This window comes from Actinomycetota bacterium (genome assembly GCA_018333515.1).
Lineage (GTDB): Bacteria > Actinomycetota > Aquicultoria > Aquicultorales > Aquicultoraceae > Aquicultor.
This window is the reverse complement of sequence record JAGXSZ010000030.1, coordinates 221938-235673: the sequence shown is the minus strand read 5'-3', so window position 1 is coordinate 235673 and position 13736 is coordinate 221938. Positions and strand designations below refer to the sequence as shown.

Here is a 13736-nt window from a genome sequence, read left to right as displayed (position 1 = left end):
CGCGGGGTGGTCAAATACACATGCACATCATCTGTGAAGGTTTAGTTCGTTGCTTAGCGGATTCGCGTCTCTAAAAATGAACTCAACGCGGCTGCGAGCTTACCCCGGCATATCGAAGTCGTAGCCGATGCCTTCACGCTTGGCGACTTCGAAGAGCATGCGCGCGGTCGCGATGTCCTGTATGGCGAGACCGGTCGAGTCGAAGACCGTTATCTCGTCGGCTTCCCGCCCCTTTTTCGCGCCGACTACTATCTCGCCGAGCGTCGCGTAGATATCGCTCTCTAGAAAAAGGCCGCCGCTTAGTGCTATATTAATCTCTCCACTATGCCTGGCCTGGGCCACATCATCGACGACCACCTTGGCGTCCTTTAAGATTTGGGGGTCGAGTTCTTGCTTGCCGGGCGCATCCGCGCCTATCGCGTTGATGTGCGCGCCGGCGCCGACCCAGCCGCGCTCGATGATGAACGCTCGCACCGGTGTCGTCGTGGAGACTATGTCGCACGCGGCGGCCTCGTCGATAGAGGCCCGCTCGATAGGCAGCTCCGGAAACTCCGCCGCTAAATCGTCGATTTGCTCCCCGACCGGGCTCCATATCTTGACCTTTGTAAAGCTGAAGAAGGTCGTCACCGCGAGAAGCTGGGTCCTCGCTTGCGCCCCCGCCCCGATAAGGCCGAGCGTCCGCGAATCGGGCCGCGCCAAGTACTTCGCGGCAACGCCGCCGGCCGCGCCGGTCCGGTAATTGGTAAGCTCGGTCGCGTCCATAATGGCCAGCGGAAAACCGGTCTGTGGGTCGCTGTAGACGATAGTCGCCATAACGGTCGGCAACCCTATCTTCGGGTTGTCGGGATAGACGCTTACCCACTTTACCCCCGCCGACCCCTCGACGTAGGCGGGCATCGCGCGAAAATCACCGTTGAATTGACTTAGCGTCAAATAGAGTTTGGGCGGCATCTGCGCGACGCCGCTTCCATAATCGCGAAACGCGGTCTCGACCGCGATAAGAACATCTTTCATCCGCATTATGCTTGAGATATCCGATGCGGTAAGCAATTTAGTCTTTATACTCACCTTTCCAACCCTTAACCGGTGGTCGAATCGGTATTTGTCTCGAAACGCCATCCGCCGACGTCGAGACGGAGCAGGTTTTCGCGGCGAGAGACGCGGGCTTGCTCCCGGTCGGAGAGCGCGGCCGGAACGATCTTTAAAAGAAACTCATAGAGGTCGAGCGGGTCGCTGAGCTTGACGACCTTTCTCTGGTAGGCGATCTCGCAGCGCTCGGCTCCGAGCTGCCCCACTATGCTTTCGACCTTCTCGACGCTCCACTTACGCGCCCCGGTCTTCTCCGACAGCTCTATTCTGACTTGACTGCTTAGCTGACCTATCACCAGGTAAATCTCCTTTTGTTTTAAAAACCCTGGAACCGAAGATGGTTTTGGATTAATTATAGTTTAATATCCCAGTGCGGCTGTAGGTATATTATTCCGGCAAGCGGAACGATTGTAGGACGAACGGCGTGTTTTAACCTATGAAAGGCGCCGAGACTACTGAACCGGCCTGAAGTAGTGTCCGGTCGTCGACTCGAACCCGCGCGGAAACGACTTCTCCGCCCGCCTTATGACCTTGGATATATCGTCGATATCGTGGCGAATCAAATCGACCGCCTCCCTATACGCGGAGGTAACGACGCCTACAAGCTCCGGCTCGTAACGGTCTAAAACGAGCCTTACCGATGCGACGCCGGCATCGATTATCTCCTTTACGTTCGGCAAGAGATAGAGTTCACGCGAATTATAGATGTGCGAGCGGCACCTGGTGTCCTGTTCGACCGGAAACCGGAAGCCCTTGGTGTCCTCGATGTAAAACATGCGCGATTCGCACGCCGAGCAACTCTCTTTCCCCGCGCTGACGACGCAATGTTCGGTCGTCATTACCTCCAGCCACCCATGGACGATTGCCTCGAACTCGACATCGACCGCGCCCGCGATATCCTTTATCTGTTCCAGCGCCAGCTCGGCCGATAGGCATATCCTCGAGGCCCCGTCATCGCGAAAAAGCCTGGCGCTCAGCGTGTTGAAATTGTTGATATGATAATCCGTAAAAACCGGCAAACCGAGCGCTTTGGCCTCCCGGTTGACGCCGAAATTGTCGACGAGCAACGCGTCGAGCATCGCTTTATTGCTCCGGGCGTATTTCATAAACGCGGCGAGTTCGGCTTGGTGGAGAATGTTGCCGCTCGCCAATGCGAGACGTACCCCTTGCGCCGCCGCGATTTTTGAGACCTCCGCGATGCTCGCTCCGGCCTGCCGCGTGAAACCGGGTTTAAGATAGAGCCAATCGGCCCCGTTTTCGACCGCCTTGACGGCCTGCTTGACCGTACTTATATCGACACTAATAACCGGTTTGCGCCGCGCGACCGCTTTTTCAGGCGCCATATCCTCTTGGAGACGCCGCCGCGCTTTGCCGACCGAGACCTTCGTGCGAGGCCGCGCCTGCAACCTGACCGCGTCGAGCGCGTCTATCAGATCCCGGCGAAGTTCGTTGAGCCGGCCCAACGGCACCATCACGCCTTCGCCGACCCTGATATCCCACGCCACAGCCTCATAGACGGTATTGCCCAGCCGGTCAAGCTGCGCGATGACATCGGTTTCGGCTAGCGTTCGCCGCTCGCCTTTTTCCGCCTTAAAATCACTTACGACCCGGGCCGCGTCGTTTGGACGCCCGCTGACGTGGGCGGTAATCTCGACCGGCTCACCAATCTCGACCCGCGCCGACAGCTCGATAGGCGTCTTGTGTGTGCCGCCGCCGGTTATCGCAGCGCGCGCGGCTTGTATCAGCCGCTCGTTGTGGACCCTGAAAACCCGGTCACCCGTATTTATCTTGTGCCGTTTCTCGTCGATTATTATGACCGCCTTAGAACCCGCGGGGGCGCACTCAACCTGCTTGTCGTCGACAAAGAGCTTTTCGACTTTGTTGCGCACGCGGCCGCCCCGGCTCACCCAAACCTCTATCTCGTCGCCGACACAGAGTTCCCTATTTATCTGCAAGCCGAGCCTGGCAGTATAAACGTCGAGATAGGTAACCCTTCCGAGCAAGATACCGCGGTCGCTCGGCCTGAAGTAGCTCATGAGCCCGTCGTCCTTTATCTTTTTAAAATAGCCTTCGGTAAAACCGCGGCTGAAGACCTCGCGCAACTCATCCATCTCGGTTTCGGAGACCTCGAACCCATCGGGGTCAGCGAGATATCTGTCGATGGCATGCCTGTATACGCGCACCACCGTCGCGACATACTCGGGCGACTTCATCCGCCCCTCGATTTTAAGCGCGCTTACACCGCTCTGGGCGAGCTGGGGGATAAGGCCGATTCCGGCCAGGTCCTTGGTGCTCAAAATATGGTCCCCCGGCGTCGGCCATACCTCGTCTTTTTTGCCGGCAGAGAGCAGCTTATAGCTCATGCGACACGCCTGAGGGCACATGCCGCGGTTGCCGCTCCGGTTGCCGACCATGCTGCTAAAGAGACACTGCCCAGAATACGAAAAACAGAGGGCGCCGTGGATAAAGGTCTCAATCTCAAGGTTCGTCGACCCGCATATCTCCTTTATCTCGTCGATTGACAGCTCGCGAGCGAGCGTGATTCGTGACGCGCCGGCTTCTTCGAGCATCTCGACCATTGAGAGATTGTGGGTATTCATCTGGGTGCTCGCGTGTATTTTAAGTTCGGGGAAATACTCTTTTACCAGCTTAAATACGCCCCAGTCTTGGACGATGACCGAGTCGACCCCCGCGTTGTTGATGCGCGCCAGGCTCTCGACCGCCGAATCGAATTCTCCGTCGGCTATTATCGTGTTGAAGGCGACGTATATTTTGACGTCTTGGAGATGGGCTTCCCTCACGACATCATCCAGTTCGTCGAGGCTGAAGTTCTCGGCCTGCCGGCGGGCGCTGAATTTGTCGACCCCTAAATATATAGCGTCGGCCCCGCTGTTAAGCGCCGCGTAAAACGCACGCTTAGAGCCGGCCGGCGCGAGAAGTTCGATTTCTTTTCCGGATACGTTCAAAGAGGTTCTCCCAACTAAAGAGTTCTTGATTTAACATGCACGGATGTTATTGTACACTCTATTCCCTGCTTGCGCGTCATTATTTTCACCAAATCCCATAATCTCACAGCCGCATACGGTCATTATCGGCCGCCGAACCGGGGACTGTTCTTCAAACCTATCCGACATGACAGGCTTTTATAATTATTTCCCATTTGGTAGTTGAAGTCGCGAGTTTCGGGTAATTAAAAAAAGATAGCGTTTAAATAAAACGCGTCGCTTTACGAGCGAAGAGAGTGATGGTAGTTGAAGCGCTATATACTATTAGCCCTGGTAGGATTTTTTATCACAGTCACGCTGGCGAACGCGGCCGCCGACGCGGCGGGCGACTTCGCTAAAGACCAGGACGAAAAGATAATACGCGGCGCGCAGCGCTCCTATATCCACGCCGCCGACGGCACGATTCTGGCGCGTCTCTACTTCGAGAACCGTGAAGACGTTCCGCTGGACGAGGTTCCTAAACACATCCGGGATGCTATCATCGCTATCGAGGATGAGCGGTTCTACTCCCACAACGGGGTCGACTACCACGGTATCGCCCGCGCGCTCCTCGCCAACATCAAGAGCCATCGTATCGTCGAGGGCGGAAGCACAATAACCCAGCAATACATTAAGAACACTTTCGGGGAGAAAGATAAAACGCTGGCCCGCAAGCTTAAAGAGGCCATCCTTTCATACCGGTTGGAGAAGAAATACTCCAAAGAGGAGATTCTCGAAGCCTACCTCAACACCATCTATTTCGGGCAGGGCGCCTATGGTATCGAGGCGGCCGCGCAGGCCTTCTTCGGAAAAAAAGCGAGCGAGATGACCATAGCCGAGGGGGCGCTTCTGGCGGGCCTTACAAAGTCGCCGCTGGAATTTTCGCCATACTTCAACCCTGATAAGGCCTTTTACAGGCAAGCGGCCGTCTTGAGCAGGATGGCGAAACTCGGCTTTATCACGAGTGAACAGGCGGAAGCGGCCAAGACAGAACAAGTGACGCTCGTGCCGAAAAAAGAGGAGGTCATCCTGGCGCCGTACTTCGTCGAGCATGTCAAGCAAGAGCTGATACAAGAATACGGAGTGGAGAAGGTCTTTACCGGCGGGCTCCATGTCTATACGACCCTGGACATTCGAGCCCAAAAAAACGCTGAAAACGCGATAGCGAAGACGCTTAACCGCAAGAAAGACCCGGAGGCGGCGCTCATCTCCATCTGCCCGCAAAACGGATACATCGTAGCCATGGTGGGCGGTCGCGATTTCAAGGATGTCAAATACAACCTCGCGGTCCAAGGTAAACGCCAGCCGGGGTCGTCGTTTAAGATGTTCGTGCTGGTAACCGCGCTCGAGCAAGGATACGGCCCAAACGACCGTTTCAATTCGTCATCCCCGCAGGTAATTAAGATATCGCCAAACCCCAAGGACGCCCCGTGGAAGGTGCGCAACTGCGAAGGAAGCGGCCGCGGCATGATGACCCTGCGCGACGGCTCGGTCAACTCCGTCAACACCGTCTACGCCAACGTGACCATGAAGGTGGGGGCGAAAAATATCGTCAAGACCGCCGCCAAAATGGGAATCAAAACGCCGCTCGACCCGTACCCGTCGATCGGTATTGGCGGCCTGACCATCGGCGTCTCGCCGCTTGAGATGGCCTCGGCCTATGGGACACTCGCAAACGGCGGCGTCCACGTAGAGCCTATCGCCATAACGAAAATAGTCGACTTCGACGGCACCGTCATAAAGCAAGCAAAGCCCGAGGGCAAGAAAGTGATGGATAGCAACACCGCCTACCAGGCGAGCGACATACTCCGCGGCGTCGTCGAGCGCGGCACCGCTACCAGGGCGAGAATCGGCCGCCCGGTGGCGGGCAAGACCGGCACCAACCAACTCTATCGCGACGCCTGGTTCGTCGGCTACACGCCGACCCTGGTCACCGCCGTCTGGATGGGTCATCCCGAAGCGCAGATATCGATGTACAATGTCCATGGGCGCAGGGGTTTTGGCGGCATCATTCCGGCAACGATATGGGCGAAACACATGCGTTCGATGGTAAAAGGAACACCCGTTCTCAACTTCCCCAAAGCCGATTGGAGCAAAGGCGACAAGGGCGGGTCTTTCAATTCGGCTTCCTGGATTAGCAAGACCAAGGCGTTGCTCGAAGAGGAAAAAGAAGAAATCGAGGATAATTTCTTTCAAGAAGCGCAAGAACAAGATGAAGATGAAAAAGGTCTGCAAGCCGTGACGCCGGGCAGGCAATCCAAGCCTGACGCGCCAAAGCCCAAGAGGCCAAAACCTGCGATAAAATCGAAGCCCGAGCACGGCGCGAATATAATCAGCCAACCAGAGACGGCATACCAGCCGGCGCCGCCGTCATTGCCGGTGGCGCAACCATCTTCAGCGCCTATCCCCCAACCGTCCCATCAACCGTCCCATCAACCGCAACCCGCTCCTCAACCATCCCCTAAGCCGCAACCCGCGCCGGCCACGCCCCAGCCTGAAACACCGGCTTCCGCCCCGGCACCCGTCACTTCCGAACAGCCCTCGGGAAACACGGGCGATAACGGTGGCGGCAACAGCTACGGCCGGACCCGGATACCCTCGCTACCGCGAAGACATCTTCAATAGCAATTGCAGGGTGATACTTGTATAATGACATGGATGGTTTAATCGCTATACCCCGCAAATCGGGCGCATCCTTTTATCGCTCGACGCGGACCAAACCCGCTCCGGCGATTATTTTGACGCCTTTTGCTTTGAGCTTATCGAGGAATAGGTTCATGCCGATGGCGTCGCTCGCGATATGGCCGGCTACCACTAAGTTAATATGGCTTTTGCCTGCTTTCTTGCGGAGCTTCTCACTGAAATGCATCCCGATAATCGTCCCGACACCCGCGTCGGCGAGCTTCCCCATCGCCTCCTCGGGGCCTTCGGTGCCGCCGGTCATGTCCACCACTATCTTTCCGGTACGCTTCCCGGCGTCGCCAACGAGAATATTCGGGCCCGCTTTGTCTTTGGCCGCCGCTTTGTACTCGGGTATCTCCTTGAGGGCTTTGACGACGTCGCCGAGGGTCTCCGAAGCCTTGGCGTCGAGATGGTTCCGGACGAAGTCGGTGACGAGATTGTCGCACGGCGTATGGCAGCACATGAACGAAAACCCGAGCAGGCGCGCCGCGTCGACCGCCCGATTGTGGTTAATCGGCATGAGCCCCCGCTGGACCTCGGTCAGCCTCTCGCCGATGAGCGCGTCGCCGATATTGATCGGGACGCCCAGCGTAGCCCAGATATCCGCCTGCATTCCCATCACCTCGGCGAGCGCCGCGAGCGCTTTCCCTTCAGGGTGGTGCGCGAAAATCAGGTCGACGCTTTCGCCTTTTTCTCTAAGCCTGTCCGCCAGGACGACCTCTTGCGCCTCCATATCGATACCGGTGAATATACCGCCGATCTCGGCCTCCGGGTCGCCAGTTAGAATTCTGGTGTCGGCGTAGGGATTGGTGAGCGCGTCAGTGTCGAAGAACTCTTTTTCGTCGTCCTTCAGCCCGTCGTAGGTTTCCTTCTTCTTCGCGAGCGATTTTTCGACCTCGGCCTTGCCGCGAGGGTCGTACTCCATGCCAAGCTCCACAGCGAGTTCGTATATCTCACGCAACTTCATCTTTATCCTCCATTAATCTCATCCGCCACTATGCCAACACCCAACGAACAGGATAATTCGACTACTACTTACTGACGAACCGACTTCCTTCGGCGCAGAAACGCATCAACATCTCTTCACCTTTTGAAATGCCTATCCGGGGACTCAATATAATCGAGCGTGTCTCTTGCGCGCCATTCGCGACATATAGCAGGCTTCCGCGAGCCGTCATATCGACCCCGTTATCCGCCAAATCTACGCCCAAAGCTTTGGTGAGCTTGCCCGGCCCGCTTGTAAGGTCGACCGCTCGTTTGACCGGTCGATTCTTCATCATAGCCTCGATACCCGAGACCGGCTCAAGCGCCCGTATCAGTACGGCGCCCGCGCGCCCCTCCAGACCCGTAACTACATTTAAAAGGCAGTGAACACCATAATTTAGATAGACGTAAGCCATCCCGGCGCGCCCGAACATAATCGCGTTCCTAGGCGTCATGCCCCGGCACGCGTGGCTGGCGGGGTCGCCTTCGCCAAAATAGGCCTCGACTTCGACTATGCGGCCGGCCATGATCGCCCCCGATGCTCGCCTGACCACTATTCGTCCGATGAGGTCGATGGCGACTTTATCCGGGTCGCGCTCGTAAAAACCGACCGACAAAGGCCTATGGTGTTGATGGTTGAGAATATTCAGGGACATCGAGAAGAATTATAGCATAAGTCAAGAATTCGGCTCCCTACCTCTTCCTTCGCAGCAATTTCTTGACCTCCGCGACCTCATAGGTGTTGAGAACGTCCCGCTTTGTAAGCCAGCCGCGTTGGGCGGTCGCCACGCCGTACTCCATATGGGCCATGTTGCCCGCGACATGCGCGTCGGTGTTTATCGTAAACATGCAGCCGTAGACATCTTTCGCCTCGCGCAAGTGGTCGTCTTTTAGGTCGAGGCGGTTCGGATACGAGTTAAGCTCGAGAAAGGTTCCGGTCCGGGCCGCCGCTTCGAAGACCGCCCGGATATCGATCTCATAAGGCGGTCGCCGACCGAGTACGCGCCCGGTCGGGTGCCCTATTATGTTGATATAGGGGTTCTCCAAGGCCTTGAGCATGCGCGTCGTTAGCTTCTCCTTCGGCTGCGCAAAACCCCCGTGTATCGAGCCGATGACGACATCGAGCTTTTCTAGAACGGCCGCCCCGAAATCGACCTCGCCGTCGTTGTCGATGTTCATCTCCAGGCCGCAAAGAATTTCGATGTCGGCGTGTTCCTCGTTGAGGGCCGTGATGGCTTCCATCTGCTCCTCAAGCTCTCTTACCGATAGGCCGCCCGCGATTCGCAGCTTCTCCGCATGGTCGGAGATGACGATGAACTTATAACCGAGGGTCCGCGCCATCGCTATGACCTCTTCGATGCTGTTGAGACCGTCGCTCCACTTGGTATGTATATGAAAGTCGCCCTTGATGTCGGCGAGTTCCACCAGGTCGGGGAGGCGTCGCTCGGCCGCCGCCTCTATCTCGCCCTTGTTCTCACGGATAACCGGCGGCGGTGTCTCCATATCGAGGATGGCGTAGACCTCCTCCTCCGTCGCCCCCGCCAGGCGCTCGTCGGTCTCGACATCGAAGACACCGTATTCGTTTATCTTAAAACCCCTGGCTTTAGCGATGTGACGCAGGTGTACATTGTGCTCTTTCGAGCCGGTAAAATACTGCAGAGCGGCCCCGTACTGCCCGGGCGCGACCACGCGCAGGTCGAATTGGAGACCGTTTGTCGCGACAACACTGCTTTTGGTCTCCCCTTTGGCGAGGACATATGCTACCTGCGGCATCGAAACAAAGAACTCCATGACGCTCGCGGGCTCGTCGCTTGCGCAGAGAAGGTCGATATCGCCGATGGTCTCTTGCATGCGCCTGAGACTCCCGGCGGTATCGGCGCGCTCGACAAATTGCTGTTCGCGCAGGCGGTCGACTATCTCACGGGCAATCGGATATCCTTCCGAGAGAAGGATTCGCTCGTGCAGCGTCTCGAACTGCCGGATGCCCCTAAGAACATTCTCCTCAGTCTTGCGGCCAAAGCCGGGCAGACTCTCGAGCCTGTGCTCTTCTACGGCTCCGACCAGCTCTTTCAGGCTTTTAATTCCGAGGGAATCATATATCTTCTTGGCTTTCTTCGGTCCGAGGCCGGGAATATTCAACATCTCGATTAGGCCGGGCGGCACCTTCGCCTTAAGCTCTTCGTAATAAGGGAGTTGGCCGGTCACGAGGAGCTGCTCGATACGCTTCGCCGTATGTTCTCCGATACCGGATATCGCGGTCAGCGCTTCGGGGCCGCCCTCGTCGTATACCTCGAAAAGCGGTCGGGTGTAACCCCTGATACTTTGCGCCGCGTTGCGATGCGCGCGCACCCTAAACCGGTTCTCACCCAAAATATCGAGCATATCTCCGATATCCTCCATAATCCGGGCGATATCTTCGTTCCTTATATTGCCGCTCCCTTGCGCTTTATTCGCCATTCCCTATCCCCGCTTAAAAACCGCCTAAACCAACTACCCCTCAACACACCATCAACTGCCCGCTTCTCGCCGACCATCGAGGACCGTCTCGCCGGCGACACGGCACCGCGATTCCCTATCCGTCGGGAAGATAAGGCGGATAGCCCGCTCGAACAGAAAATAGTCCCACGACCAGTTGAGCATGACAAAGAGGCGGTTTCTAAACCCTATTAGATAAAGGAGATGGATAAAGAGCCACACTATCCAGGCGAAGAAGCCGGTGAAGGTCCGCGAGCCGACGCGAACGACCGCCGAGTTGCGCCCGATGGTCGCCATCGCGCCTTTGTCGAAGTACCGGAATGGCTGGGGCTCTTTTCCCTCGATTTGCTTGAGAATATTTAAGGCCGCCGCCGTTCCCTGCTGGATGGCGACCGGTGCTATCATCGGGAGCGGGCGGCCGTCGTCCTCGAAATATGCGAGGTCGCCTATGACGTAAGCCTCGGGCCGGCCCGGAATGTGAAGGGTTTTCTCGACCGCGACCCGCCCGTTGGCGGTTGTCGGAAGGCCCCAGGCAAGTATCCGCGGGTTGCCGCTGACTCCGGCGGTCCACACGACAGTCTCACTCTTAATCGAGTCTCCGCCCTTTAATCGTATAGTGGCACCCCTAATCTCACTCACGGCGGCGTTTAAGCGAACATCGACCCCCATCTTCTCGAGACGAGCCAACGCATACTTTTGGAGTCGTTCCGGCATTCCGGGGAGAAGCCGGTCGGAAGCTTCCAGCAAAACAACGCTCGCATCTTTAAAATCGAGCATCGGGAAGTCACGCGCGAGCGGCCCGTGAATCAGCTCCGAAACCGCGCCCGAGAACTCCAAACCGGTCGCCCCGCCGCCAACGACCGTAAAAGCGAGCAACTGCCGGCGTTTGGCTTCGCTCTTCACGTGCGCGGCTTGCTCGAAGCAGCACAGTATATGGTTACGCAGCTCAACAGCGTGTTCGAGCGATTTGAGCTGGTACGCGAACTTCTCCGCGCCGGGCACATTGAAGAAGTTCGTCGCGCTGCCCATGGCGAGCACCAGGTAGTCATACGGGATTTTCGGGCCATCGGTCTCGACTATGCGGTCATCCAAATTGACGCGCTTAACATCGGCCATCATAAAATCAATATTGCGCATACTCCTCAAGATGCTGCGCACCGGGTAACCTATCTGCTCCGGCTCGAGTTCCGCCGACGCCACCTGGTAAAGGAGCGGCAAGAACGTATGGAAATTATTCCGGTCCACGAGAACTACATCGACCTCCGCGCCTTTTAAGGTGCGCGCCACCCACAGCCCACCGAAACCGGCACCGACTATCACGACACGAGGTCGTTTTCTAAACGGCATCGTCACTCCTCAATCCTCATACTCCCCCAACCCCTTTCTTTCCACAGGCGCTACATCCACCTGCGCCGCCTGAAATATACCACCATCACCAGGGCGACGACCAGCATAACGGCCCACACAACCGGATAAGCCCACCACACGTCGAGTTCCGGCATATATTCGAAGTTCATGCCGTAGATGCCGACGATAAAGGTGAGCGGGATGAAAATGGTAGCGATGATAGTCAGCACCTTCATCACCTCGTTCATCTTGTTGCTGATGCTTGAGAGGTAGATGTCGAGCATTCCCGCGAGCATGTCCCTGAAGGTCTCTATCGTCTCTATCACCTGGATAGTGTGGTCGTAAACATCTTTAAGGTAGATGCGAGTCGAGTCTTTTATCAGGGGCGTTTCACCGCGCTCGAGGCTGCTTATCACCTCACGCAGAGGCCAAACCGAGCGGCGCAAAAAAATCATCTCCCGTTTCAAGTAGTGTAGCTCATTTAAGGTCGCGGGCTCGGGGTGCGTGATGAGCTCGTCCTCTATCGTTTCGATGTGCTCACCGAGACCCTCGAGAATCGCGAAGTAGTTATCGACAATCGAATCGATGAGGGTGTAGGCGAGATAGTCCGCGCCCATCCTGCGTATCTTGGACTTTTCATTGCGGAGTCGCCGACGTATCGAATTGAAGGGGTCGCCGACGATTCCCTCCTGAAACGAGATGACGAAATTTGCACCAAGAATCAGACTTACCTGTTCCGCCGTTATCCCCTCGTTGTCGGCATCGCTGATGAGCATTTTGAGGACGATGTAGACGTAATCGCCGAAGTCCTCCGTTTTTGGGCGCTGGTCGGTATTGAGAATGTCTTCGAGAACCAGCGGGTGTAAGCCGAAACATTCACCGAGTCGCTCCAGCACCTCGACCTGATGAATTCCTTCGATGTTTATCCAGTTGACATAGGGCTGTCCCTTTATATCAAAGCATTCATCTACCGATGCTAAGACCCGTTCTTCGAAGTAGGACTCACTATACGATATTATACTGATGGTGGTCTCCTCGACCCGCTGCTCCCCGATATGAATGAGCGAACCGGGCTCAAGGCCCGCTTTCGTCGAACGCTTCTTGATAATCTTTGACATTGTGACCGCCTAAATATATGAGCAGGTATAGGTGACGCTTGTATCAGTATATAAGTAATTCATGTAATAGGTAAGCGCAAAAATAGACGGCGCTTATTTGGTTACTCCATGCCGTTTAACCGAGTATTTAGCAAGGCCACATAGAGCATGCCGTCTCTATGGAAAGGATAGCCGTTACGAGTCGGCTTGTCTGCAGCCAGCGAAGCCGCTGGAAAGGCAAGCGCTGGTCTTAAGAATTCTTCTTGTTTGCGTATTTGAACCCGAAAAACCTAAGCCCGATTCCATAATAGGCATGAACGAACCCGACCCCAAACAGGACGTATCCGATGGAGGTATGAAATCCATGCAGAGCGGATATGGTCGCAGGGTTTCTCGCCATTGAAAGTCCGGTCGTAAATTGTGTTGTCAGCAAGAGAAGAAGCATAGGGCCTAACCAAATGTGTATGCCTTTGCCATAAAACCTCGGAACGGTGGCAAATATGCTCACTAATCTCCTTTCTAATATCGATAGTGCAAGTATGCCGCGTCGCGGCGTCCCGCTTGCTTGCTACTCGACGATAACCGTGCCTTTCATGTTCGGATGGTACGTGCAAATGTAAGAGAATATGCCTGTCTTGTCAAACGTGAGGGTCGCGCTCTGGTCTTGCGCGATATCGCCGGTGTCGAAATCGCCCCCATCCGCTGTGGCGGTGTGCACCACAGAATCTTTATTCGTCCAAGTAACCGTGCCGCCCTTTTTAATCGTGATCGTCGGAGGCGCAAAAGCGAAGTTCTCTATCGTTACCATTGCGCTCTTCTGCGCTTCTCCCTGCGTGCCGGTCGTATTTAAAGCCGGAGCTGTGGTGTCGGTGGTCGTACCCGAGCCTCCGCAACCCGCCAGTACAACAACTCCCGCAATCAGCATAATACTCAACAGTACAGCGTATCTCTTCATAGCACTACCCCTTTGATCAATTGTTCTTAATAGCCCGTGCGCGCCATCATCGCGCTCCTGTGGGGCCTATGATCCGCATAGAACCGCTACATCGGCGGTATATCTATATTGATACCCAAAAAA

General features: G+C 56.1%; 10 protein-coding genes. 1 reads left to right on the top strand and 9 read right to left on the bottom strand.

Annotated features, from left to right (window positions below; all coding sequences use genetic code 11):
- Nucleotides 1-99: 99 nt before the first annotated feature.
- The 3 genes from KGZ93_08320 to KGZ93_08310 form a co-directional block, all read right to left on the bottom strand.
- Entirely contained in the window at nt 100-1062 is a 963-nt protein-coding gene (locus tag KGZ93_08320) for an ornithine cyclodeaminase family protein (protein MBS3909613.1), read from the bottom strand.
- Between the two features lie 17 nt (nt 1063-1079).
- Nucleotides 1080-1385 carry a hypothetical protein gene (locus KGZ93_08315; protein ID MBS3909612.1) on the bottom strand — a complete coding sequence of 102 codons (306 nt, stop codon included), beginning with the start codon at nt 1383-1385 and terminating at the stop codon, nt 1080-1082.
- 156 nt (nt 1386-1541) lie between these two features.
- Nucleotides 1542-4055: a DUF3656 domain-containing protein gene (locus KGZ93_08310; protein MBS3909611.1), complete on the bottom strand. Its 2514-nt coding sequence runs from the start codon at nt 4053-4055 to the stop codon at nt 1542-1544.
- 285 nt (nt 4056-4340) lie between these two features.
- Between KGZ93_08310 and KGZ93_08305 the strand changes: the two genes are divergently transcribed.
- The gene (locus KGZ93_08305) at nt 4341-6698 is read left to right on the top strand and encodes a PBP1A family penicillin-binding protein (GenBank protein ID MBS3909610.1); all 2358 of its coding nucleotides are present in this window, start codon (nt 4341-4343) and stop codon (nt 6696-6698) included.
- A 73-nt stretch (nt 6699-6771) separates the two neighbouring features.
- Here KGZ93_08305 and KGZ93_08300 read toward each other — a convergent pair whose 3' ends face one another.
- From KGZ93_08300 to KGZ93_08275, 6 genes are all read right to left on the bottom strand, one after another.
- A complete protein-coding gene (locus KGZ93_08300) occupies nt 6772-7722 on the bottom strand; it encodes an NGG1p interacting factor NIF3 (protein ID MBS3909609.1) in 951 nt (316 codons plus the stop codon).
- Between the two features lie 64 nt (nt 7723-7786).
- Nucleotides 7787-8395, bottom strand: a complete 609-nt coding sequence (locus KGZ93_08295) for a DNA-3-methyladenine glycosylase (GenBank protein ID MBS3909608.1) — start codon at nt 8393-8395, stop codon at nt 7787-7789.
- A 37-nt stretch (nt 8396-8432) separates the two neighbouring features.
- Nucleotides 8433-10166: a DNA polymerase/3'-5' exonuclease PolX gene (polX, locus tag KGZ93_08290; GenBank protein MBS3909607.1), complete on the bottom strand. Its 1734-nt coding sequence runs from the start codon at nt 10164-10166 to the stop codon at nt 8433-8435.
- Nucleotides 10167-10247: 81 nt separating this feature from the next.
- A complete protein-coding gene (locus KGZ93_08285; protein ID MBS3909606.1) occupies nt 10248-11561 on the bottom strand; it encodes an NAD(P)/FAD-dependent oxidoreductase in 1314 nt (437 codons plus the stop codon).
- 50 nt (nt 11562-11611) lie between these two features.
- Nucleotides 11612-12679: a magnesium/cobalt transporter CorA gene (gene corA / locus KGZ93_08280; GenBank protein ID MBS3909605.1), complete on the bottom strand. Its 1068-nt coding sequence runs from the start codon at nt 12677-12679 to the stop codon at nt 11612-11614.
- 547 nt (nt 12680-13226) lie between these two features.
- Nucleotides 13227-13613 (bottom strand): cupredoxin family copper-binding protein, encoded by a 387-nt coding sequence (locus KGZ93_08275; GenBank protein MBS3909604.1) that lies wholly within the window; start codon nt 13611-13613, stop codon nt 13227-13229.
- Nucleotides 13614-13736 lie beyond the last annotated feature (123 nt).